Here is a 25,063-nt window from a genome sequence, read left to right as displayed (position 1 = left end):
TTTTTTCGGGACTAACGCCTGTGCTTGTTATCCTGCCTAGCTGCTTTGTTTTGGGAAGAGACGCCGTTTTAGTGCAGCTAGTCGGATTCTGCATCATTATCCTCTCTTAGCGTCGTTAGATACAAGCGAGATCTGCAAGTAGGACAGTATCAAGACTGGCAATGGGGCATACTGGCCATCTTGTTTTATAGCCTTTGTAATTAAGATTAGACAAGTTCCTTCTTCAACAGATGTAACTTTTAATGAGCAAAACAAAAAATCAAAAAAATGAAGGGACACTTTTAGAACGTGTCTCAATTCTATCTAAAAGAAAAAATGAGTCGTCAAGAGATATTCGGCTTAATTCTTGCATTGATTGGAATTATCGTAATTAAAATGATGGTTTAATCAAATTGGTCTTTAAACTGCATATGAATCAAACCAGCAATTTCTAACAAAAGAAGACCCGCGTTATTGAAATGCGGGTCTTCTTTTGTTAGAGTTCATTGAGCTTATTCAAAGTGGTACCTTTTAAATAATCTAAACAATTCGGAGCATAAAATGGAGCTAATCCATCTTATACTCTTCCCCTAATATATAATGTGCATAATCAACCTAAACTCGACGAATTGTTTTATAATACTTAAATTTTCAAATGGAATTGTTTTTGCTATTTTTTTAATGTTAGTAGATGATCATTGTGTCGGAAAAAGAATACTTTGCAGGCAAGGGCAGTCGGACAAGCCGCCACCCTCTGCACACGCAAAGTGAAATCATTGCATTTTAGAAAACAAAGTCGATGGAATCCGGTGAGAAGCCTTCCGGCTGCTCGTCCGAGTTCACCTGAATATCGCTTAACAGCAAATCTGGATCGATTCCAATCTGGGACAGGATCGCTATCAAATCTCTGGTTAATCTCTCAATAGCGTCAGCCCCAAATAGCTTCGTGCAATATTCAAACGAACCCTTCATCTCCCCATCTTCATCACTCATAGACAAAGTCAAATCGAATTTGGAAATACGATGCTCCCGAACATACGGGCTGAAGGACAACGTTTCAAGCTGCGCTTCCGGCGACTCTGTGTTTTCCAGTACAAACATGGTGTCGAATAACGGGTTACGGCTTGCATCCCGTGTTACATCCAGCTTTTCCACCAACTCTTCCAGTGGATAATCCTGATGCTCGAAGGCTTGCAGCGTACGATCTCTGGCTTCCTGCAAGTAGCTGTGGAACGTTTGGTTGCCCCTCGGCTGATGCCGGATGGCTAGCGTGTTGACGAACATTCCGATCAGTGGCTCCAGTTCAGGCAACAAGCGGCCTGCTACCGGCGTACCGATGATCAAATCGTCCTGACCGCTGTATTTGGACAGCAGAACGGTGTAGGCGCTCAACAGCACCATGTACAGTGTACTTCCGGTTTGTGTCGCAATTCGGTGCAGTTGCTCGGATACATTCGCGTCCACTGTAAATTCATACATCGCACCCTCGAAGCTGCGAACAGCAGGTCTAGGATAAGCAATTGGCAAATCCAGTACCGGCAATTCTCCGGCTAAATGCTCCAGCCAGAAGTGTTCCCGGCGTTGGTATGACTCACGCTGCATCTCCTGCTGCTGCCACACGGCGTAGTCCTTGTACTGAATTTGCAGCGGCTCCAATTCCTGCCCTTCGTACAGTTGTACCAGCTCCTGCACGATATTGTTCGACGATACACCGTCTGAAATAATATGATGCATGTCGTACATCAGGAGGTGACGCTCTGGTCCGGTTTGAATAAGACGGACACGCAGCAGTGGTGCCTGGCGAAGATCAAAGCTGCGTACAAAGGACTCGATATAGGCTTCGGCTTCAGACTCCCTAACCTGCAAGTGCTCTACTGCAAACTCCACTTGATCATACACCCGCTGAACGACCTCGCCTTCCACCATTTCAAAGGAAGTCCGCAACGTTTCATGGCGGGCTATTAACTGACGGAACGCATCCTCCAGCCGATCGGCCTGAAGCGGTCCCTCCACGGTTAATACACCCGGCATATTGTAGCTGAGATCCCCACCTTCCAGATGGCTCAAAATGTACAGTCTTTTTTGAGCCGAGGAAACCGGGTAGTATGCCTGTTTCGCCGCCGCAGGGATCACCGTATAGGTGTCTGTGCCGTGCGTAGCTATGAGCTGGGCTTGCTGCTCAATCGTAAAGTGTTGGAACACCTCACGCAGCGTAATCCGGCTGTCCAGTTCCTGATGGATTTTGGCCACCAGCGTCGTTGCCCGCAGGGAGTGCCCACCCACGTCAAAGAATGAGTCGGTGACTCCTACGCTGGACAGCTTCAAAACATCCTGCCAGATTTGGGCTAGCTTGGCTTCCAGCGGCGTCCGCGGTGCAACGTACTCCAGGCCTCCTTCGAGGCGTGCTTCCGGCGCCGGCAGCGCCTTGCGGTCGATTTTCCCGTTCGGTGTCAGCGGGAAACGATCCAGTTGTACCACATACGTCGGGATCATGTAATCCGGCAGCTTCGGCTGCAGCGCATTGCGCAGCTCCGGCAAACTCAGGGACGCTGCAGCTATGATATAGGCACACAGATCCTTGTGTCCGTCTTCGTTTTCCCATGCTGTGACCACGGCTTTCTGAATACCGTCCACGGTCAGCAGCTGCGCTTCCACCTCACCCAGCTCGATCCGGTAACCCCGGATTTTCACCTGGTGGTCGATCCGGCCCAAATACTCAATACTGCCGTCTGGCATCCACCGTGCCAAGTCGCCCGTGCGGTACATCCGGTTTGCGTGAGTGCTGTCCGCTGGATCGGTTGCTGCCGCATCAGCGAACGGATTCAGGACGAACTTCTCTGCCGTCAGCTCCGGCAGGTTCAGGTAACCTCGTCCGACACCTGCACCCCCGATATAAAGCTCACCTGCGATACCGATCGGCACCAGCTGTTGCTGGCTGTTCAAGATGTACACCGACTGGTTCGCGATCGGCGTTCCGATGGATACCGTATGCTCCCCTTTTTCCAGCAGTGCGTTCAGGGACTCCACATCTTCAATCGTATAAGCGGTCGCATCTACCGTCGTTTCGGTCGGACCGTACACGTTCGTAATCACCGGACGATACCCGGACCACTTGTGCAGGAACACTTGTACCAGCTGCACGGATAATGCTTCGCCACCGATCAGGTAATGCTTCACTTCCGGTGCTTCCGTCACACTGACACTTTCGTTCAAAATATGCAGATGCGCAGGTGTGCCGTCCGACAAATCAATCCGGTGTGTGCGGTAGTAGGCGATCAAATGCTCTCCGCTCAGACTGACGTCACGGGACACCACGTGCAGGGTGTGGCCTAACAGCAAGCTGGCAAAGATTTGCTTCACCGAAGCGTCAAATACAAATGCTGACAGCCATGCGACATGAAGCGGCTGTTCATAACGGCTGTATACTCGTTCCCATAAAGCATCTACCAGATTGCTGACACTGCCCTGCTCAATCATGACCCCTTTCGGCTGACCGGTGGTACCTGACGTATAAATCATATAGGCCAGGTTATGCGGACGGGCGACAGGGATGAGATTGCTCGCATCCTGTGCTCCCAGTTGAGCTTGAACATCCTCGTCATCCAAGACTACAGCTCGAACTGTGGATGGCAAGCTGAGCGACAGGTTGGCAACTCTGCTTGTAATCACGACCTTGGCCCCACTGTCTTGGAGCATGTAGTCAACGCGCTCCTGTGGATACATCGTATCCATCGGCACATACGCACCTCCGGCCTTAAGTACCCCCAGAATGCTCACCAGAATATCCGCAGAACGTTCCAGCAATACGCCCACCGGTTGATCTGCTTCGACCCCTTCCGCTCGTAACACACGAGCCAATTGGTTCGCACGCTCATTTAGCTCAGTGTAGGTCAGCGCGGTGTTCCCAGACACAACGGCTATCCGCTCAGGGTTGCGCTCAGCTTGCTCTTCAAAGCGTTCGCTGAGCGAATGGCCTTGCACCTGTCTGTGTTCAGCACAACGCACGCTATGTGCATTCGGATCATTGAACACCTTCAGAATCTGCTCGGTTTCTTCCGCCGTAATCAACTCCAGCTCTCCCAGCTTCGCATCCGGATTCGCCGCCACGGCTTCGACCAAGCGAACAAAGTGACGCGTCATCCGTTCTACCGTTTCGCGCTCGTACAACGCAGTTGCATACTGCAATCCAAACTGAATGCCTGCCTCTTCCTCTCTAGCTTCCATCATCAAATCAAACTTGACTGGCGTTTGTTCCAGGCCGTATGGACGGAAGCTCAGGTTTGCCAGTTGCAGTTCGCCTTCCTCAGTCGTTTGCAGCGTAAACATCGTATCGAACAGCGGATGGCGGCTCATATCCCGCTTCACGTTCAGCTTTTCCACTAGCTCCTCAAACGGATAGTCCTGGTGCTCGTAAGCTTGCAGGGCACGCGTCTTCACATCCTCCACAAAGCTTCGGAAGCTTTGCTCTGACGTCGGATAGTTCCGCAATGCCAGCGTTCCGACGAACATCCCAATCATCGGCTCCAGATCGGCATGCGGCCGTCCGGCAATTGGTGTGCCGACTACGATATCTTCTTGCCCGCTGTATTGGTGTAGGAGTGCAGTGTACGCTGCCAGCAGCACCATATACAGCGTGGAGCCTGTGTACGCCGCCAGTTCTTTCAGCCGTTCGCTGACTTCACGTTCCAGTCCGAACACCACCGTATCGCCTGCCGTACTTCGCACCGCCGGACGGGCAAAGTCCGTAGGTACATCCAGCACTGGCAGCTCACCCTGCAAGGTGCCCAGCCAGTACGCTTCCTGACGTTGCATCCACTCTTGATGGGCTTCGCTTTGCTGCCATACCGCATAATCCTTGTATTGTATCCGCAATGGTAATAGCTCTTCACCGTCGTACAAGCGGACAAATTCATCGGTCAGTACACCCATGGACACGCCATCCGAAACGATGTGGTGCATATCGAGCATGAGTAAATGCTGCGGTTCCTGCTCGGTTCCTTGTACGCCCAAATCTACCAAGCCTACTCGCAGCAGCGGAGCAGCTTGCAGATCGAACGGTCGTACAAACTGCCGCACCCGTTCTTGTACTTCCTGGCTGACCATCGTGTCCGCATCCGTGGTTGTGTCCTGGTCTGTACCCATAGTCGCAGCTTCTGCCTGTACCTTTGTATATTCCAATTCAAACGGCACAGTGTCCTCAATCCATTGCATTGGCTCACTGTCCACTAGTGCAAAGCGGGTACGCAAGGTCGCATGACGGGCGATTAATTGATGGAACGCGTTTTCTACCCGCTTCACATCCAGGGGTCCGCTCACTTGCAGCACCGACGGCATGTTGTAGTTCACATCATACGGGTCGAACTGATGCAGCACATACAGTCGTTTTTGCGCCGACGATAACGGGTAGAAGTTGCGTTCTTCCGTTACTGGAATGGACGCATATGTTACTTGATCCAGATATTCCAGTACGACTGCCAATTGCTCAATCGTTGGTGCTTCAAAAATACTGCGCAATGGAAGCGGCTTGTTCAGCTCCTTGTGAATCCTCGAGGCGAGCGTCGTCGCCCGCAGTGAATGTCCACCAATCTCGAAGAAGTTTTCCTTCACGCCGACCTGCGCCAGGCCCAGCACATCCTGCCAGATTTGCGCCAACTTCACTTCCACCCACGTCCGCGGTGCGACATAGTCGGCTACGCTTTGCAGGCTGTCTTCTGGTGCTGGTAGAGCCTTGCGGTCGATTTTACCGTTCGGTGTCAGCGGCATTTGTTCCAGCTGTACCAGATAGGAAGGGATCATGTAACCCGGCAGCTTCTGGCTCAAATCGCTGCGTAGCTCACTTGCGACAACTTCCTCATCGGCGACCACATAAGCGCAGAGCTGCTTCTGCCCTTGCTCATCTTCCCGTGCGATGACCACAGCTTCTCGCACTGCCTCCAGCTTCAACAGCTGCGTTTCTACCTCGCCCAGTTCGATCCGGTAGCCCCGAATTTTCACCTGCGCATCGATCCGCCCCTTATATTCAAGCGTACCGTCCACATTTAAGCGTACCGTGTCACCTGTGCGATAGCAGCGTTCTCCGCTGCGGAACGGGCTATCAATGAACTTTTCGGATGTCAGGTCCGGACGGTTGCGGTATCCACGTGCCACCCCGTCACCGCCTACCAGCAGTTCACCCCATACCCCGACGGGTTGAAGCCGCATCGAACGGTCCACGACGTACGCTGTTGAATTATGGATCGGTCTACCAATTGGCACCGATTCCGATTGCACACCGGTGATCGCATGCACTGTGGAAAAAGTCGTATTTTCAGTCGGGCCATAGATGTTACTGATTCGAAGGGACGGATGGGCCTCCAGCACCCGGTTCATATGTGGTACGGACATCACATCACCGCCGACCAGCAGTTCCCGTATCCCCTCGAACAGCGCCAAATCCTGCTGAGACAACTGGTTAAAGAGCGGTGTGGTCAGAAACATCGTGGTAATACCGTGACTGCGCACTGCTTCCTTAAGCTTGAGCACGTCCAAAATGATATCCTGACTCACTAGCACCAGCTGTCCACCGTTTAATAGAGCGCCCCAAATTTCGAAGGTGGATGCGTCGAAAACAATAGCCCCTGTCTGCAAAATGCGCGTGTCAGCATCCAACTGCGCGTAGTTTGTATTTTTCACCAAACGTACGACATTACGATGCTCTACCATGACACCCTTCGGCTGCCCCGTCGTACCTGACGTATAAATGACATACGTTAGATCGTTCGGACCGGACAACGGCTCCAGGTTGGAACCATCCTCGTGATACACACTTTGTGCTCCATTCAGCACCAGTACCTGACCATCAAAAGCTACTTTGTCCACCAGATGGCTTTGCGTTAACAACAGCTCTACTCCCGAGTCGTCCAGCATGTAGCGGATACGCTCCTCCGGATACGTCGGATCGATGGGGACATATGCGCCCCCAGCTTTCAAAATGCCTAAGATCCCCACGATCAAGTCTACCGAACGCTCGGTCATCAGTCCCACCAAACGATCCTTCGTCACACCTTGACTACGCAAGGTGCGCGCCAGACGATTCGCACGTTCATTCAGCTCGCGATAGGTCAGCTGCTCTCCTTCAAAGAACAACGCTGGCTGTTCCGGTGTCTGCGCCGTTTGTGTCTCGAACAAGCCATGAATCGTTTGCTCGCTTGGATACTCAGCAGCTGTATTGCCCCATACGGTGAGAATTTGCTCACGCTCCTGCTCACTTACCATATCCAGCTCCTGCACCCGAATGTCCGGCTTCGCTACCACCTGCTCCAACAGCTGTATCAGATGACCCTGAGTCCGTTCAACGGCTTCCCGATCATATAACTTCGCATTGTATTCAAATCGGATTTTCATCGCTTCCTGCGGCATAACGACCAGATTGAAATCATAGTTGGTTTGTTCAATCATGCCGGCATTGCGAATTTCAAAATCCGACGCTGCACCTTCCCCAAGTTGCTCGACCTGCTCCTCCACCGGATAGTTTTCAAACACGATAATGTGGTTGATCAGGTCTTGCTTTTGCTCGGTCAAGGCTTGAATTTCATACAGCGGATACGTTTCATAATCTTGAGAAGTCAGCGCCTGCTGCTGATTCGTTCTGATCAGGTCGGCAAAGGTATCGTCAGCCCCACTGCGGATACGTATTGGAATGGTGTTAATGAACAAGCCCACCATGTTTTCGATCCCCGAAATATCCGCTGGACGACCCGACACTACACCACCAAAAACAGCGTCATCACTACCGTTGTACTTTTGGAGCAGCAAGCCCCAAGCTGTTTGCAGCAATGTATTCGGGGTCACGTGGTGCTGCTTGGCCACCATTTCCATACGTCCAGTCAAATCCTTGCCCAGATCACACAGGATATGCTCAAATTGGGCATCGTCCGCTTTCACGCCTACTTTTCCGGTCGGAATCGAAGTTTGCTGCTCATAGTCGAGCAAATAATCCTTCCAGTAGGAAGCTGCTGCTTCTACATCTTGTGCTTCAAGCCACTCAATATACTGACTGTATGGAGTCACGGGGGCAAGCTTCGGCTGTCTATGCTCCACGGCTGCAAAGTAAGCCTCAAACACCTCATCCGTGACTAAAGCCACACACCAGCCATCCATCAAGATGTGATGCGAGCTCCATACAAAATAATAATCCTCATCACCTGTTCGTAAAATCGCCACACGCATCAACGCATCCCGAGACAAGTCGAATCCAGCTGCCTTGTCCTTGCGAATAAACTCCTTCACATACGCGTCACGTTCCTGCTCATCCAAATGACGCAAATCTTCACATCTGAAACCAACCTCCTTGCGGCGGAAAATAACCTGCACAGGCTCATCCTGCCAACCGCTGATGAAATTGGCTCTAAAGATCTCATGCCGCTGCGCCAAATGATTCAAGCTATCCTGGAAAATATCCGCTTGGAAACGTCCGTGCAAATCAAAGGTCGTTTGTTCAAAATAAGCACCTGATGCTGCATCCATCAGACTATGGAACAACATGCCTTTTTGCATCGGCGTCAACGCATAGACATTCTCCAGTTCCCCGATGTCACGAGTCCGTTCTACCAATTGATCCAGCTCGGCCATCGTTACATGTTTAAGCATGACATCGCTTGGCGTCAGTTCTTGCTGTTTGCGGCCTGTGCAATGCGTAATGATTTCCTGCAAGCTGGTTCTGAACTGTTCAGCTAACTGCTCCATCGTTTCATGGCGATATTCCTGCTTGCTGTAGCTGATTGTCAATTGCAGCTTGCCTTCCGAAATCAGTCCGTTCATATCCAGCGTGTGCGTTCTGGCTGCATGGGCGCTAAGCTCTGCACCGCTAGAGTAAGGAGATACGCCAAAGGACTGACTTTGCATATCTTGATCAAATTGTCCCAAATAGTTAAAGCTGATTTCAGGTTCGGTTACAAAACGCTCTGGCTCACATGCTGCGGACAGATATCTCAACATCCCGTAGCCAATGCCCTTTTGCGGAATGCGGCGGAGTCCTTCTTTCACCTGTTTGATGCGCTGTGAAAGGTCTTGCCCCACGCTCATATCCAGCACAACCGGGAACTGCGTCGTAAACCAGCCCACCGTCCGCGTAATATCCAGTTCTGGCAGAATGGATTCCCGCCCATGGCCTTCCAGGCTCACGAGCACTCGTTCCAGGCCCGCCCAGCGATGAATCGTCAGTCCCAATGCGGTAAGCAGCAAATCATTCATCTCCGTGTTGTAGGCACGATGCGCCTGTTTTAACAACTGCTCCGTTTCCTGAGCTGTCCACGTAACTGTCATGTTCTCGCTGTCCCTATTCAAGGAATGAGAAGGGGACTCGTCTTTTGGAAGCGGCTGATATACGCCCTGTTCCATTTCCCTCCAGAATTCAAGTTCTGCTGCCATAGCCGGACTATTCGCATATTGAGACTGCCCATCCGCCCAGGTGCGGAACGAATCCGTTTTGTGCGGAAGGCGAGCCGTTTGTCCGTTCAATGCCTGCTCGTAGGCGGTTGTAATATCCTCGAACAAAATGCGCCAAGATACGGTATCCACCACCAAGTGATGAATCGCCATCAGCAAATGATCACCATCTGGGCAATGGAACAGCCCCAGTTTCACCAGCGGTCCTTCGCTTAACTGAATACCCGCCTGAATTTCATTCACTTTAGCCTCGATCGCCGCTGACACCTCAGTCTCATGGCTGAGGTCTATACGTTCCAGCGTATACAGCTCGCCCTCCCCAATTGCGCGATTCCAGGCTTCATATCCGTGCTCCGTAGGACGGAAAACGATCCGCAGTGTGTCGTGATGGCTAACGATTTGATCCATCGCCGTGCGCAGGGCCGGTTCATCAAAACCATCCTTGCTATGCAGCATGATGGACTGGTTATGATGATGAGCATCCGTCAGGTTTTGCTCAAAGAACCAGTGTTGAACAGGTGTCAGCTTCACAGCGCCCACCACTTCGCTCTGATCCGCCAATCGGGTCACCGATTGAACTTTCAGTGCCAAGGCGGACACGGTTGGATGACTGAACAGGTCTTTCATCTCCAGTCGATAACCTGCTTGCAGCAATCGGGAGGATACTTGCAAGGCCTTAATCGAATCGCCACCCAGCTCAAAGAAGTTATCCTGCGCACCTACCGCTTCCACGCCGAGCACCCCGGCCCATACCGCAGCCAGTACTTGCTCCACCGTGGTACGCGGTGCCACATAGGCTGCACCCGTATGGATGCTTCCTTCCGGTTCCGGCAAGGCCTTACGGTCGATTTTACCGTTGCTGGTCAGCGGGATCGTCTCCAGTCGCATCAAACGTGCAGGCACCATGTGCGCTGGCAGTCCGGCTTCCAGTTCGGCCTGTACCTCCTCGATCCGCAGCTCAGCTTCTCCTGTGATGTATCCGCACAAGTACTTGTGTCCACGCTCATCCGTCCGGTCGATGACTACCGCTTGACGTACACCCGGCACCCGCTGGATCGCCGTTTCGATCTCGCCCAGCTCGATCCGATAGCCCCGGATTTTCACCTGATAGTCCATCCGGCCGATAAAGTCCACATTGCCGTCCGGCATCCATCGCGCCAAGTCACCTGTGCGGTATAATCGTTCACCTGGCACGAACGGATTGGCTACGAATTTCTCGGCCGTCAGGTCCGCACGGTTCAGGTATCCCCGTGCTACCCCAATTCCACCGATGCACAACTCGCCCAGTACGCCGATCGGCACCGGATTCAGCTGGCTGTCCACGATGTAGAAGCGTGCGTTCAGCCATGCCTGTCCAATCGGTACACTGCCACTGTCCGGCAGCTTCAACAGTTCTTCGTCGTAGAAGCTGGAGTCGATCGCCGCTTCCGTGACGCCGTAGCTGTTCATAATGCGGATATCCGCACCAAATCGTTCTTGCAGCACCCGATAATCCGTCACGCTGCAGCTATCCGAGCTGGTAATCAGCAATTCCAGACTGCTCATGTCCAGTCCCTGCTCATATACATGCTGCATAAACGGTACGATCAGGGCTGGAGTCGATTCGAACACGGTAATCTGATAGTCGCGAATCCAGCCATACAGACGGCTCGGATCAATGCGGTCGTCTTTCGGACAGATAACCATTGTGCCGCCGTTATAAAGCGTCCGCGCGATATCCCCGACGAACACGTCGAAGGAGAAGCTCGCCAGTTGCAGCAGTCGTACCGGGAACTGGTTCAGACGGTAATCCCGGCGATAGGCCGCAGCCGTATTCACCAAGCTGCGATGCTCAATCATGACGCCCTTCGGACGTCCCGTTGTCCCTGAGGTGTAGATCACATACGCCAGATCCTGCGGTTCGTTGATGTGATTGACGTCTGTGGTATCTCCGGTGTACAGCGACTCATCGTCCAGTGCCAGTACGGTGTGCAGACGCAGCCCTGTTGCGGGTTCGGATGTAGGTTGGCTTTCCTCGAGCCATGCCTGTGCACGCTCCTGCAAGCCGATTTGGGTCAACAGTACCGTCGCACCACTGTCCTCCAGCATGAAACGAATACGTTCGGACGGATAATCTGCATCCAGCGGCACATAGGCGCCTCCTGCCTTCCACACCGCCAGTACGCCAACCAGCATGTCGACCGAACGTTCACTCAAAATGCCAACAATCGACTCGCGTCCAATGCCTTCATTTCGCAGTCTACGGGCTAATTGGTTCGCACGCTCGTTCAGTGTGCGGTACGTCAGTTGTTGTTCCTCGTACACCACCGCCACATGATCTGGTATAAGCTGGGTCTGTTCTTCCACATAAGTATGGAATAAGCCTCCTGCTTCAGCAGTAACATCCGATACTCCCACATCTCCAAAACCGTAGATGATTTGTGCCTTCTCCTCGACAGTTACCATATCCAAAGCTGCCAGTGGCTGCTGCGGATGAAGGGTAATGGCACGTACGAGCTCGGTAAAATGCTGTGCCAATCGCGCGATGGTCTCAGGCTTGTACAGCGCCGTGCTGTATTCCAGACTGCACAGAATGCCTTCCGGCTGCTCCACGGCATCCAAGGTCAGATCAAATTTGGCCGTATGATTATCCGTCGGATACGTCTTAAAGGTCAGACCTTCCAGCTCGAACTCCTGCTGCTCAAATGTTTTCAACTCAAACATCGTGTCAAACAGCGCATTCCGGCTCGTATCCCGCGTTAAATTCAGTTTTTCAACCAGTTCTTCAAAAGGATATTCCTGATGTTCGTAAGCACTAAGCGCATGCTCTTTGATCTCTTGCAAGTAATCCAGGAACGTTTTGTCACCAGACGGATAATTGCGGATTGCCAGCGTGTTGAGGAATACGCCTACCAAGCCCTCCAGTTCCGCATGTGGTCTTCCGGCAATCGGCGTGCCGACGATAATGTCTTCCTGTCCCGAATATTTATGCAAAAGCGTGCTATACGCGGCCAGCAACACCATGTACAAGGTGGAACCGGTTTGCGCGGCCAGCTGTTTCAACTTCTCACTGTCCTCCATACGGATCGCAAACTCAAATCGAGTTCCTTCCAGACGCTGTACAGCAGGTCTTGTAAAATCTGTTGGCATATCCAACGCCGGGATTTCTCCAGACATGGTTTTCAGCCAATAGCTTTCTTGCTCACGAAGCCGCTCACTTTGCATATCTGCATGCTGCCAAACCGCATAGTCCTTGTACTGAATACGGAGTGGCGGCAGTTCCTTGCCTTCATACAATTGAGAGAACTCCTGCACGATAATTCCTTCCGTGACGCCATCCGAAATAATATGGTGCATGTCATAGAGCATGACGTGACGCTCCGGTCCGGTTTCCACCAGCTGAACCCGCAGCAATGGTGCTTGTGCGAGATCAAATGCGCGTACAAAGTCTTGGGCATACTGCTGGGTCTCTTCTTCGCTTGCCTGCACATGCTCCACGCTGAATGCGACGCCCGATTCAATCCGTTGAATCACCTCACCATCCACCATCTCGAATCGGGTTCGCAGGGCTTCATGACGGGCAATCAGCTGGCGGAAGGCTTGTTCCAGTCGCATTTTATCCAAGGAACCTTCGATAATCAACGCTCCTGGCATGTTGTAGCTAACCTCTCCACCTTCCAGGTGACTCAGCACGTACATCCGTTTTTGCGCCGAGGAAACAGGATAATATTCACGCTCCTCCGCCACAGGAATAGATACATACGTTTGCTGGGTCTGATCTTCACCCATCACCTGCACCAATTGTTCAATCGTCGGATATTGGAAAATATCTCGCAGAGCCAGCTTGTAATTCAGCTCCTGATGGATTTTCGCCATCAGTGTTGTCGCGCGCAAAGAATGTCCTCCGACTTCAAAGAAATGGTCCTTAATACCGATCTGCGGATGATTCAGAACACTTTGCCAAATACGTACCAACTGCTCTTCCAGCGGTGTGCGCGGTGCCACGTACGCCGTGCCTCCTTCGAGGCGCGCTTCTGGCGCAGGCAACGCTTTGCGGTCAATTTTTCCGTTCGGTGTCAGCGGGAAACGATCCAGTTGTACGACATAGGTCGGGATCATATAGCCCGGCAGTTTGGGCTGGAGTGTGCTGCGCAGATCCGGCAAATTCAGCGCCTCCGAGGCTACGACATACGCACACAGATCCTTGTCTCCGTCTTCGTTTTCCCAGGCGGTGACGATGGCTTTCTGAATGCCGTCCACGGTCAGCAGCTGCGCTTCCACCTCGCCCAGTTCAATCCGGAAGCCCCGGATTTTGACTTGATCATCCATCCGGCCGATAAAGTCTACATTGCCGTCCGGCATCCATCGCGCCAAATCGCCTGTACGGTACAACCGTTCACCTGGTACATACGGATTCGCTACGAATTTCTCGGCTGTCAGGTCTGCACGATTCAGGTAGCCTCGTGCCACCCCGGCTCCGCCAATGCACAGCTCACCCAGTACGCCGATCGGCACCGGATTCAGCTGGCTGTCCACAATGTAGAAGCGTGCGTTCAGCCACGCCTGACCAATCGGCACATGGCCGCTGCTTGGCAGCTTCGACAGCTCTTCGTCGTAGAAGCTGGAGTCAATCGCCGCTTCTGTGACACCATAGCTGTTCATAATGCGGATATCCGCACCAAACCGCTCTTGCAGCACTCGGTAGTCCGTCACGCTGCAACTATCCGAGCTCGTGATCAGCAGCTCCAGACTGCTCATGTCCAGCCCCTGTTCATGCACATGCTGCATAAACGGTACGATCAGGGCCGGAGTCGATTCGAACACGGTAATCTGGACATCGCGAATCCATCCGTGCAGACGGCTAAAATCAATCCGGTCGTCTTTCGGACAAATGACCATCGTGCCGCCGTTATAGAGCGTCCGCGCGATATCCCCGACGAATACGTCGAAAGAGAAGCTCGCCAGTTGCAGCAGTCGGACTGGGAATTGGTTCAGGCGATAATCCCTGCGATACGCCGCAGCCGTATTCACCAAGCTGTGATGCTCGATCATGACGCCCTTCGGCCGTCCGGTTGTCCCGGATGTATAGATCACATACGCCAAATCGTGCGGTTCGTTGATGTGATCGACGTCTGTCGTATCTCCGGTGTACAGTGACTCATCGTCCAATGCCAATACGGTATGCAGACGCAGCCCTGTTGCCGGTTCGGATGCTGCTTCGCTGTCAGACTTCGAATCTGATTTCGAGCCTAAGTTTTCATTTAGGCTGTCTCTTTCCATCGTTTCAGCACCAGCCGCTGTTTCCAACTCACCCTCAGTCTGCCCTCCGGCCAAGGCCTGTCGGCTTTCCCCAAGCCATATCTGTGCTTGCTCCTGTAAGCCGATTTGGGTCAACAATACCGTCGCACCACTGTCCTCCAGCATGAAACGAATCCGTTCAGACGGATAGTCTGCATCCAGCGGCACATAGGCGCCTCCAGCCTTCCACACCGCCAGTACGCCGACCAGCATGTCTACCGAGCGTTCACTCAAAATGCCGACAATCGACTCGCGTCCAACGCCTTCATTCCGCAATCTCCGCGCCAATTGGTTCGCGCGCTCGTTCAGTTTCCGGTAAGTGAGCTGCTCCTCCTCGTATACCACCGCCACATGATCTGGTACAAGCTGTGCCTGTTCTTCCACATAGGTATGGAACAGGGCTCCTGCTTCAACTGCGGCACCATCCGTTACTCCCACTTCTCCAAAACCGTAGATGAGTTGCTCCTTTTCCTCAACGGTTACCATATTCAAAGTTGCCAGGGGCTGTTGTGGATGGTATGCAATAGCTCGAACGATTTCCGCAAAATGCTGTGCCAATCGCGTCATGGTCTCAGGCTTGTACAACGCCGTGCTATATTCCAGACTGCACAGAATGCCTTCTGGCTGCTCCACTGCATCTAAAGTCAGATCAAACTTGGCCGTATGATTTTCCAGCGGATACGAATTCAGGGTCAGACCTTCCAACTGCAACGCCTGCTGCTCCAAGGTTTTCAACTCAAACATCGTGTCAAACAGCGCATTTCGGCTCGTATCCCGCGTCAAATTCAGCTGTTCAACCAGTTCTTCAAAAGGATAGTCTTGATGCTCATAAGCACTGAGCGCATGCTCCTTCACCTCTTGCAGATAATCCAGGAACGTTTTGTCGCTGGACGGATAATTGCGAATCGCCAGCGTGTTAATGAAGACACCCACCAGATTACTGAGCTCCGCATGCGGTCGTCCTGCAATCGGCGTGCCGACGACAATGTCCTCTTGGCCTGTATATTTGTGCAAGAGCGTAGTGTACGCCGCCAGCAGCACCATATACAGGGTTGAACCTGTTTGCGAAGCCAGTTCTTTCAGGCGTTCGCTCACTTCACGTTCCAGTCCGAATTCGATCGTAGCCCCTGCCGTACTTTGCACCGCCGGACGGGCAAAGTCGGTTGACAGATCCAGCACAGGCACTCCGCCCTGGAAGGTGCTCAGCCAGTACGCTTCCTGACGCTGCATCCACTCCTGATGGGCTTCGCTTTGCTGCCATACCGCATAGTCTTTGTACTGTATCCGCAATGGCGATAGCTCTTCACCGCCATACAAGCGGACAAATTCATCGGTCAGTACCTCCATCGACACACCATCCGAAACGATATGATGCATGTCGAGCATGAGCAGATGCTGTGATTCTTTCTCTGCTCCTTGGACACCCAGATCCACCAAGCCTACCCGTAGCAGCGGTGCAGCTTTTAGATCGAACGGACGGACAAACTGTCGGACCCGTTCTTGTGCTTCCTGGTTAACCCTCGTGTACGTAGCTGTAGTTGTATCCAATCCTGTAGCTGTGTCCTGATCCGTATCCGTAGCCGTAGTCGTACTCTCTACCTGTACCTTCGTATATTCCACCTCGAATGGCACGGTATCCTCAATCCATTGCATCGGCTCATTGTCTACCAGCTCAAAGCGGGTACGCAAGGTTGCATGACGATCGATTAGTTGACGGAACACGTCTTCTACTCGTTTCACATCCAGCGGACCGCTCACTTGCAGCACTGACGGCATGTTGTAGTTCACATCACTTGGATCAAACTGATGCAGTACATACAGTCGTTTTTGTGCTGAAGATAACGGGTAGAAGCTGCGTTCTTCTGTTACCGGAATGGACGCGTACACCACTTGATCCAGACCTTCCAGAACGGCTGCCAGTTGTTCAATCGTGGGTGCTTCAAAAATACTGCGCAGGGGAAGCGGCTTGTTCAGCTCCTTGTGAATCTTCGAGGCCAGTGTCGTCGCCCGCAGCGAGTGTCCGCCAATCTCGAAGAAGTTTTCCTTCACACCGACCTGCGTGAGGCCCAGCACCTCCTGCCAAATGTGTGCCAGTTTCACTTCCACCCACGTTCGCGGCGGGATATAATCGGCTCCGCTTTGCAGGCTGCCTTCCGGTGCTGGTAGGGCCTTACGGTCAATTTTGCCATTTGGACTCAGCGGCATTTGCTCCAGTTGTACAAAGTAGGACGGCACCATGTAGCTTGGCAGTTCCCGGCCCAGCTCACTTCTCAGCTCGCTGGCTCCTAGCTCTTGCCCGGCGACATAGTAGGCCACCATGTGTTTTTGGCCCGTTTCGTCTGCACGAGCCATGACAACCGCTTCTCGCACGGACGCTACTTGGAGCAGCTGCGTTTCGACCTCGCCGAGCTCAATCCGGTACCCCCGGATTTTCACCTGATGGTCGATCCGGCCCAAATATTCAATGTTGCCGTCCGGCATCCATCTCGCCAAATCGCCGGTGCGGTACATCCGCTCATACCCGTCTTCCCCGCCGGCAAACGGATCTTTCACAAATTTCTCGGCCGTCAGCTCCGGACGGTTCAGATACCCACGTGCCACACCGACACCACCGATGCACAACTCCCCTGCAACCCCAATCGGCTGCAATTGCTCCGTGCCTTCCTTCACGATGTACAGGCGAATGTTTTGAATCGGTTTTCCGATCGGAATGACTGCATATTCTTCCGTCGGCTCGCAATCAAAGTACGATACGTCCACCGTCGCTTCGGTTGGACCGTACAGGTTGATCAGCTTCGCTCCGGTCAGGCTCGACACGAGCCGCTGGAAGCGAGCCACATGCTGTGGCGGCAAGGCTTCACCACTGGCAAAGACATGACGCAGCGTTGCCAGTTTCGCTTGCATTACTTCCCGTGGCTGCTGCTCCACATACTCCAGGAACGCATGCAGCATGGCAGGTACAAAGTGCATCGTGCTCACGCCATCGCGGACAATGGCGTCGACGATCTCTTCCGGGTTCTTTTCCCCGCCCACGGACAACAGGCTCACCTTCGAGCCGACCAGCGACCACCAGAACAGCTCCCACACCGACACGTCGAACGTGAAGGCGGTCTTTTGCAGGATCGTATCTTCCGCACTCAAGCCGTACCGATCATGCATCCACAAAATCCGGTTCAGAACGGAATGGTGCTCCACCATCACGCCCTTCGGTTTTCCCGTGGAGCCAGACGTATAGATGACATAGGCGACATGATGCGGCCCGGCCAGTGGCTCCAGATTCGAACCGTCTTCGTGGTAAATGTCCTTGCCAGCCTGCTCATGACGATCCAGCACCAGCACCTTGCCGTCGAAGCTCAAGGATGCTTGCTCTGCCAGATGCGATTGCGTCAGCACCAGCTTCGCTCCCGAATCCTCCAGCATGAAGCGGATGCGGTCGGCCGGATATTCTGGATCAATTGGCACGTAGGCTCCGCCTGCCTTGAGGATCGCGTAGATGCCTACGATCATCTCTAGCGAGCGCTGAACCAGTATGCCTACCGGCTGATCCGGTTCAACACCTTCCGCACGCAACGTCCGAGCCAAACGGTTCGCGCGCTCATTCAGCTCCGCGTAGGTCAACGATTCCGCTCCACACAGCACTGCCACTTGCCCCGGTGTGCTCGCTACCTGCTGCTCGAACAGTGAACTTAACGTCTGATCTTGCGGATAATCTGCCGCCGTATCTCCCCACACCTGAACGATCTGCGCCTGCTCTTCCGGTGTCACCAATTCCAGCTCATTCACACGGATATGCGGATTATTCACGATTTGCTCGATGACATGCAGTACATGTCCCTGCATCCGCTCGATCGTAGACCGATCGTATACATTGGCGTTATATCTGAACATGATGCGGAAAAGCTCATCTGGCATCACAATCAAGTCCAGATCATAATTCGTTTGCTCAACAACCTCTACATTCGTAATTTCAAAAGCGGATGGACGAACTTCACCCAACTGCTCGACTTGCTCCTCAACCGGATAATTCTCAAATACCATAATGTGGTTAATCAGATGCTGCTTCTGCTCGGTCAGCGCCTGAATTTCATACAGCGGGAAGCTGTCATAGGCTCCTGAGGCCAGTGCCTGCTCCTGCGTTTTGCGCATGATGTCCACAAACGTGGCATTCTGTTCACTTTGAATCCGCACTGGGATCGTATTAATGAACAGACCGATCATATGCTCTACACCCGCAATATCCGTCGGACGTCCAGATACCACACTGCCGAATACAACATCCTCATTGTTGTTATATTTCTGCAAAATAAGGCCCCACACGCTCTGCATCAGCGTATTAATCGTGACCTGCTGCTGCTTTGCAATCCGGTACATCGCTTCGCTCCACGCTGGATCCAGATCTACCGTTATTTTTTCAGAAACATATTCCCTGGTTTCGTTTGCTGTAGCGAATACAGTATTAGCCGCTTGGTCTTTTGATGCGGTATCCGATCCAGGTAACAACGTCTGCTGTTCAAAGCCCGCCAAATAGCTGCTCCAATACTCTTTTGCCGCACGTTCATCCTGACGCTCCAGCCATTCAATATATTGACCATATGATGTAACAGGAGCAAGCTCCGGCTGCTTCTGCTCCAGCAGCGCAAAGTACGTACCAAACACTTCGCCTGTAACAAGCGATAAGCACCAGCCATCCATGACAATGTGATGGAAGCTCCAGACCAAGTGATACGTTTCTTCATCGGTCTGCAATACCTGTACGCGCATGAGCGCATCCGTACCGAGATCAAAGCCTCTAGCCTGGTCTTCCTGCTTAAACGTCTGGATATACGCCTGTTGCTCCGCTTCCTGCATTTCGCGTATATCCTGGAAGGACAGATCGCTATCTTTGTGACGGAACACGATTTGCAATGGCTCCGGACCATGTCCTGTTTCAAATCGATGGAAATTCGTCCGCAGTGCTTCATGACGCTGTGTCAGTACATCTAGACTCTTGCGGAAAATTTCAACATCAAAGCTGCCTTTTTGATCAAACGACGCTTGCTGGAAGTATGCACCTGAGTCCGGCTCCATCAGACTATGGAACAGCATCCCCTTCTGCATCGGCGAAAGAGCATACACATTTTCCAGTTCGCCCACAGAAGCCGTTTGCTCCGTCAATTGCTCCAGTTGTTCCAACGACAAGCCTTTGAACAAGACATCGCTTGGGGTTAGTTCGCTCCGCTCTTGGGAGGCACAATGCGCGATCACTTCCTGCAGGCTTTCCTGCAGCAACTGCGCAAAGTTCTCTACATTTTGCTGTTGATATACCTTACTGTCATAGCGAATGTCCAGTGTCAGCCCGCCTGCTGTAATCATGCCGTTCACATTCAGCGGCTGCTCCAGAACGGTATGATCACTCATCGGCTCTCCACCTGGATGCGAAGACAGCCTGATATCCCCATTTTCCAAGTCCTGATCAAACTGTCCCAAATAGTTAAAGCTAATTTCAGGCTGCAAGGTCAAGGAAGGATGGACATCATGCTGAGACATATATTTCAAAATGCCGTAGCCAATGCCCTTATGCGGTACATGGCGCAGGTCTTCCTTCACCCGCTTGATTCGCTGCCCTACTTCTGCCTTCCCATCCACATCAAGCAGCACCGGATATTGGCTCGTAAACCAGCCCACGGTACGTGTGATGTCGATATCTGGAACAATGGCTTCCCGGCCATGGCCCTCCAGATTGACCAGTACGCGCTCCTGACCGCTCCAGTTATATAACGCGGTGCCGAGTGCAGTTAACAGCAGATCATTGACCTCGGTGTTGTACGCACGATGCGATTCCTGAAGCAGTAGCCGGGTTTCCTGTTCGCTCCAAGCCACGCTCACCGTCGCAGTGTCTCTGATTAGAGAATGTTGTCCCTCCGCTCTCTCTTGATCCTTAGGCAACGATGCAACTTCCATTTGGGCAAGATGCTGCCAATATTCGCGTTCGTTGTCGATCGCCGGACTGTTCGCATATTGAGACAACTGCTCTGCCCAAGCAGAGAAAGAGTCCGTTTTATATGGCAAGCGAATCGCTTCTCCCCGCACGGCCTGCTCATACCCAGTGGCAAAATCCTCAAACACAATCCGCCATGAAATCCCGTCTACGACCAAATGGTGGATCGCAATCAGTAAATGATCTCCATCCATGCAGCGGAAAAGTCCCAGCTTCACCAGCGGTCCTTCATCTAGACGAATAGAGCTTTGGATGGCATTGGCTTTCGTTTCAATCGCCATCGCCACCTCTGCCGTGTCTTCGACGCCTGTCAAATCAACAACGTCCAGACTGTACAGCTCGCCTTCGTTCACACCGCGATTCCACGCTTCATAGCCCTGTTCGGTCTGACGGAAGACCATACGCAATGCATCATGATGCTCCGTCACCTGGGTCACCGTTTGATGCAATGCGGCTTCATCGAATCCTTGTGCTCTATACAGCATCACCGATTGGTTGAAATAATGTGGCTCTGCTGAGGATTGTCCAAAGAACCATTGCTGTATTGGGGTCAATTTAACTGCTCCCGAGACCACCCGCTGATCGGCTGTGCGGCTAACTTTGTGTACATGACTGCTCAGCAGTGAAATGGACGGATATTGGAACAAATCCTTCATCTCCAGCTTGTAGCCCGCTTGCAGCAAGCGGGACGATACCTGGATCGCTTTGATCGAATCGCCGCCCAGATCAAAGAAATTATCCAAAATGCCGACTCTCTTTGCTCCTAATACAGCCTGCCAAATGGACACTAACGTCTGCTCCAGTGCTGTGCGCGGCTCTACATAATCCGCTCCGCTTTGCAAGCTGCCCTCCGGTGCTGGCAGTGCCTTGCGGTCGATTTTACCGTTCGGTGTCAGTGGCATCTGCTCCAGCTGGATGAAATACGAAGGCACCATATAGTTGGGCAGATCCTCACCCAGTAAGCTACGCAGCTCCCCAGCGCTTACGTCTCTTTCAGCGACATAGTACGCCACCAGTTGGTTTTGCCCCTGTTCGTCCGCTTGGGCCAGTACGATGACCTCTTGCACGTCTTCCACTTTCAAGATTTGTGCCTCGACCTCACCCAGCTCGATCCGGTAGCCCCGGATTTTCACCTGATGGTCAATCCGGCCCAAATATTCGATGTTGCCGTCTGGCATCCATCTCGCCAAGTCCCCCGTACGGTACATTCGTTCATAGCCTGCTTCACCAACCGCAAACGGGTTCGCTACAAATTTCTCCGCCGTCAGCTCTGGACGATCCAGATATCCACGCGCCAGACCTGGACCAGACACGCACAGCTCACCTGCTACGCCTACCGGAGCCAAATGTCCATGCCCATCCACCATGTATACCCGATGATTCGGCACAGGACGTCCAATGGAAATGAGTTGTCCAGCCCTTGCATCCTCGGACACCGGCCAGATGGACGTTGCAACTGAGTTTTCAGTTGGACCGTAGCCGTTGTAGTACGCCACTTGATCCTTCCACTTGTATACCAGTTCGGTGGAAGATGCTGAACCCGCCGTGAACAGAATACGCAGGTGTGGCATCCGCTCTGGCTCCAGATACACCGCATAGGTCGGCGGCAAAGCGGCCACCGTAATCCGGTGATTCGCCATATATTGCTCAAACCGCTCGTAGTTCAAAATCGTCTCTGTCGTTGGCACATATAACGTGGCTCCGCAGAACAGCGCTTGGAAGATTTCCCAGCAAGCCGCATCAAACGAATAGCTAGCGAACAGCAACGCATGATCCGACGTGCGGATTCGAAGCGTCTGATCAAAATACGTTTTCAGATTGCACAGCCCGTGATGCTCCAGCATAACGCCCTTCGGCTGCCCTGTTGTACCCGATGTATAAATCACATACGCCAAATCATTTGGACCGGACCACGGCTCCAGGTTGGAACCATCCTCGTGATACACCGTTTGCGTTCCATCCAGCACCAGCACTTGGCCATCGATAACTGCTTTGTCCACCAGATGACTTTGTGTCAACAGTAGCTTCGCACCCGAGTCGTCCAGCATATAGCGGATACGCTCTTCCGGGTAGGTTGGATCGATGGGGACATATGCGCCTCCGGCTTTTAAAATCCCGAAGATGCCCACGATCATATCCACCGACCGCTCGGTCATCAGACCCACCAAACGATCTTTCGTCACGCCTTGACTGCGCAAGGTACGAGCCAGGCGATTGGCGCGTTCATTCAACTCGCGATAAGTCAGCGTTTCTCCTTCAAAGAACAAGGCTGTCTGCTCCGGTGTCTGCGCCGTTTGCGTCTCGAACAAGCCATGGATCGTTTGCTCGCTTGCATAGGTTGCTGCTGTATTCCCCCAAACCTTAACGATTTGCTCGCGCTCCTGCTCGCTTAACATATCCAGCTCATGTACACGGATGTCCGGATTCGCAGTCACCTGCTCCAGCAGTTGCACCAGATGGCCTCGGACTTGCTCTACACTTTCCCGTTCAAAGGCCAGGGCATTATAGCCAAAGCTCATGTGAATGGTGTTCCCGGGCAGTACCACCAGGTTAAAGTCATAGTTGGTCTGCTCGACAGACTCGGCTCCGGTGATCGTGAAGCTGGACTCATCACCGCTGCCTAATTGCTCGATTTGTTCCTCGACCGGATAGTTCTCAAAAATAAGAATATGATTGATCAAATCCTGCTTAAGCTCCGACAGTCCCTGAATTTCATACAACGGATACGTATCATAGACATGGGAATCGATCGATTGCTCCTGGGTTTGCTTCATCACATCGGAGAATAAACTGTCCACTTGACTGCGGATACGCACCGGAATCGTATTGATAAACAGACCAATGATGTGCTCCACATTCGGAATGTCTGCCGGACGTCCAGATACCACGCTGCCAAACACGACATCATCGGTGCCATTATATTTTTGCAGCAAAAGGCCCCAAACGGTCTGCATCAACGTATTGATCGTCACCTGATAACGCTTGGCTATGCGCTGAATACCAGCTGTGAGATCCGCGCCCAAATCAAAATCTAAACGCTCCGACTGATACCCCGTTTTGCCCTGAATTTTAGCCTGTGGCAAACGAGACTGCTCCTCATATCCTTCCAGAACCTTGCTCCAGTAGCTTGATGCGGCCTGACGATCCTGCTGCTCCAGCCATTCGATATATTGACTGTACGGCGTTACAGGGGCCAGTTCCGGTTGTTTATGGGCCAGGATCGCAAAATAGCTCGCAAACACTTCGTTGGTCACCAGCGACAAGCACCAGCCATCCATCACGATATGATGGAAGCTCCATACAAAACGGTACGTCTCCTCACCTGTGCGCAACACAGCGACACGCATCAAGGCGTCTTGTGCTAGGTCAAAGCCTCTTTGCTTGTCTTTACGCGTAAATTCGAGCATGTATTCGTTTTGCTGCTCGTCCTTCATATCCCGCAAATCTTCCACATACAGTTCACTGCGCTTATTGCGGTACACAACCTGAAGCGGTTCATCCTGCCAGCCGCTGTAGAAGTTCGTGCGCAGTACCGTATGCCGCTGCATTAAAACATCCAAACTGGCCGCAAATGCAGCGATATTAAAATGTCCTCGCAGATCAAAGGAGGCCTGTTCAAAATAAGCTCCCGATTGCGAATCCATCAGATTATAAAAGAGCATCCCCTTTTGCATCGGCGTCAGTGCGTATACATTTTCCAAATCACCGGTATGTGCCGCCTGTTTCGCAATTTGTTCCAGTTCTCTAGTCGTCAGACCTTTGAAGGATACATCACTCGGGGTCAGTTCCGGCTGTTCCTGAGCGACGCAATGCGTAATCACCTCTTGCAAAGCGGATTGAAGCAGTCCTGCCACACGTTCCAGCGTTTCTTTACGATACTGCTTACGGCTGTAAGCAATCGTCAAGCGCAGCGTGCCTTCCGAGATCATCGCGTTTAAATCCAGCGTATATTGCAGCGGTGAATGTGCATCCTCTGTCTCCCCTGCACTATAGGGTGACAATGCGATTCCACTGTTTTGTAGATCCTGATCGACCTGACCCAAATAGTTAAAGCTGATTTCCGGTTCTGCTGCAATCGTATGCGCTTCATCCGATGCAGACGCAGGAGACAAGTAGCGCCAAGTTCCATAGGTCAGCCCTTTATGTGGAATCCGGCGCAGACCTTCCTTCGTTTCTTTAATCCGCTGAGCCAGTGTCATTTCCTTGCCGGTCTCCAGCAGCACTGGATACAAGCTCGTAAACCAACCTACGGTACGTGTCATATCCATCTCTTGCAGGATCGCTTCCCGGCCATGGCCCTCCAGGTTCACCAGTACCTGTCCGGCGCCTGTCCAATTGTGCACCGCCAGTCCCAGCGCGGTCAGCAGCAAATCATTGACCTCGGTGTTGTAGGCGCGATGGACC

Annotated in this window: 1 protein-coding gene (cut by a window edge); it reads right to left on the bottom strand. The window is 52.5% G+C overall.

The window, feature by feature from the left end; all coding sequences use genetic code 11:
• Positions 1-762 precede the first annotated feature (762 nt).
• Positions 763-25,063: the 3' portion of a non-ribosomal peptide synthase/polyketide synthase gene (locus tag NSS94_RS11760; RefSeq protein ID WP_341039331.1), read on the bottom strand. Its footprint extends 18,023 nt past the window's final position; 24,301 of the gene's 42,324 nt are visible here — the last part of the coding sequence; its start codon lies beyond the right edge, outside the window; it ends in the stop codon at positions 763-765.

The organism is Paenibacillus sp. FSL L8-0644, assembly GCF_038008165.1.
GTDB lineage: Bacteria > Bacillota > Bacilli > Paenibacillales > Paenibacillaceae > Paenibacillus > Paenibacillus polymyxa_D.
The sequence above is the reverse complement of the archived record's forward strand: the minus strand, read 5'-3'. Positions and strand labels throughout refer to the sequence as shown.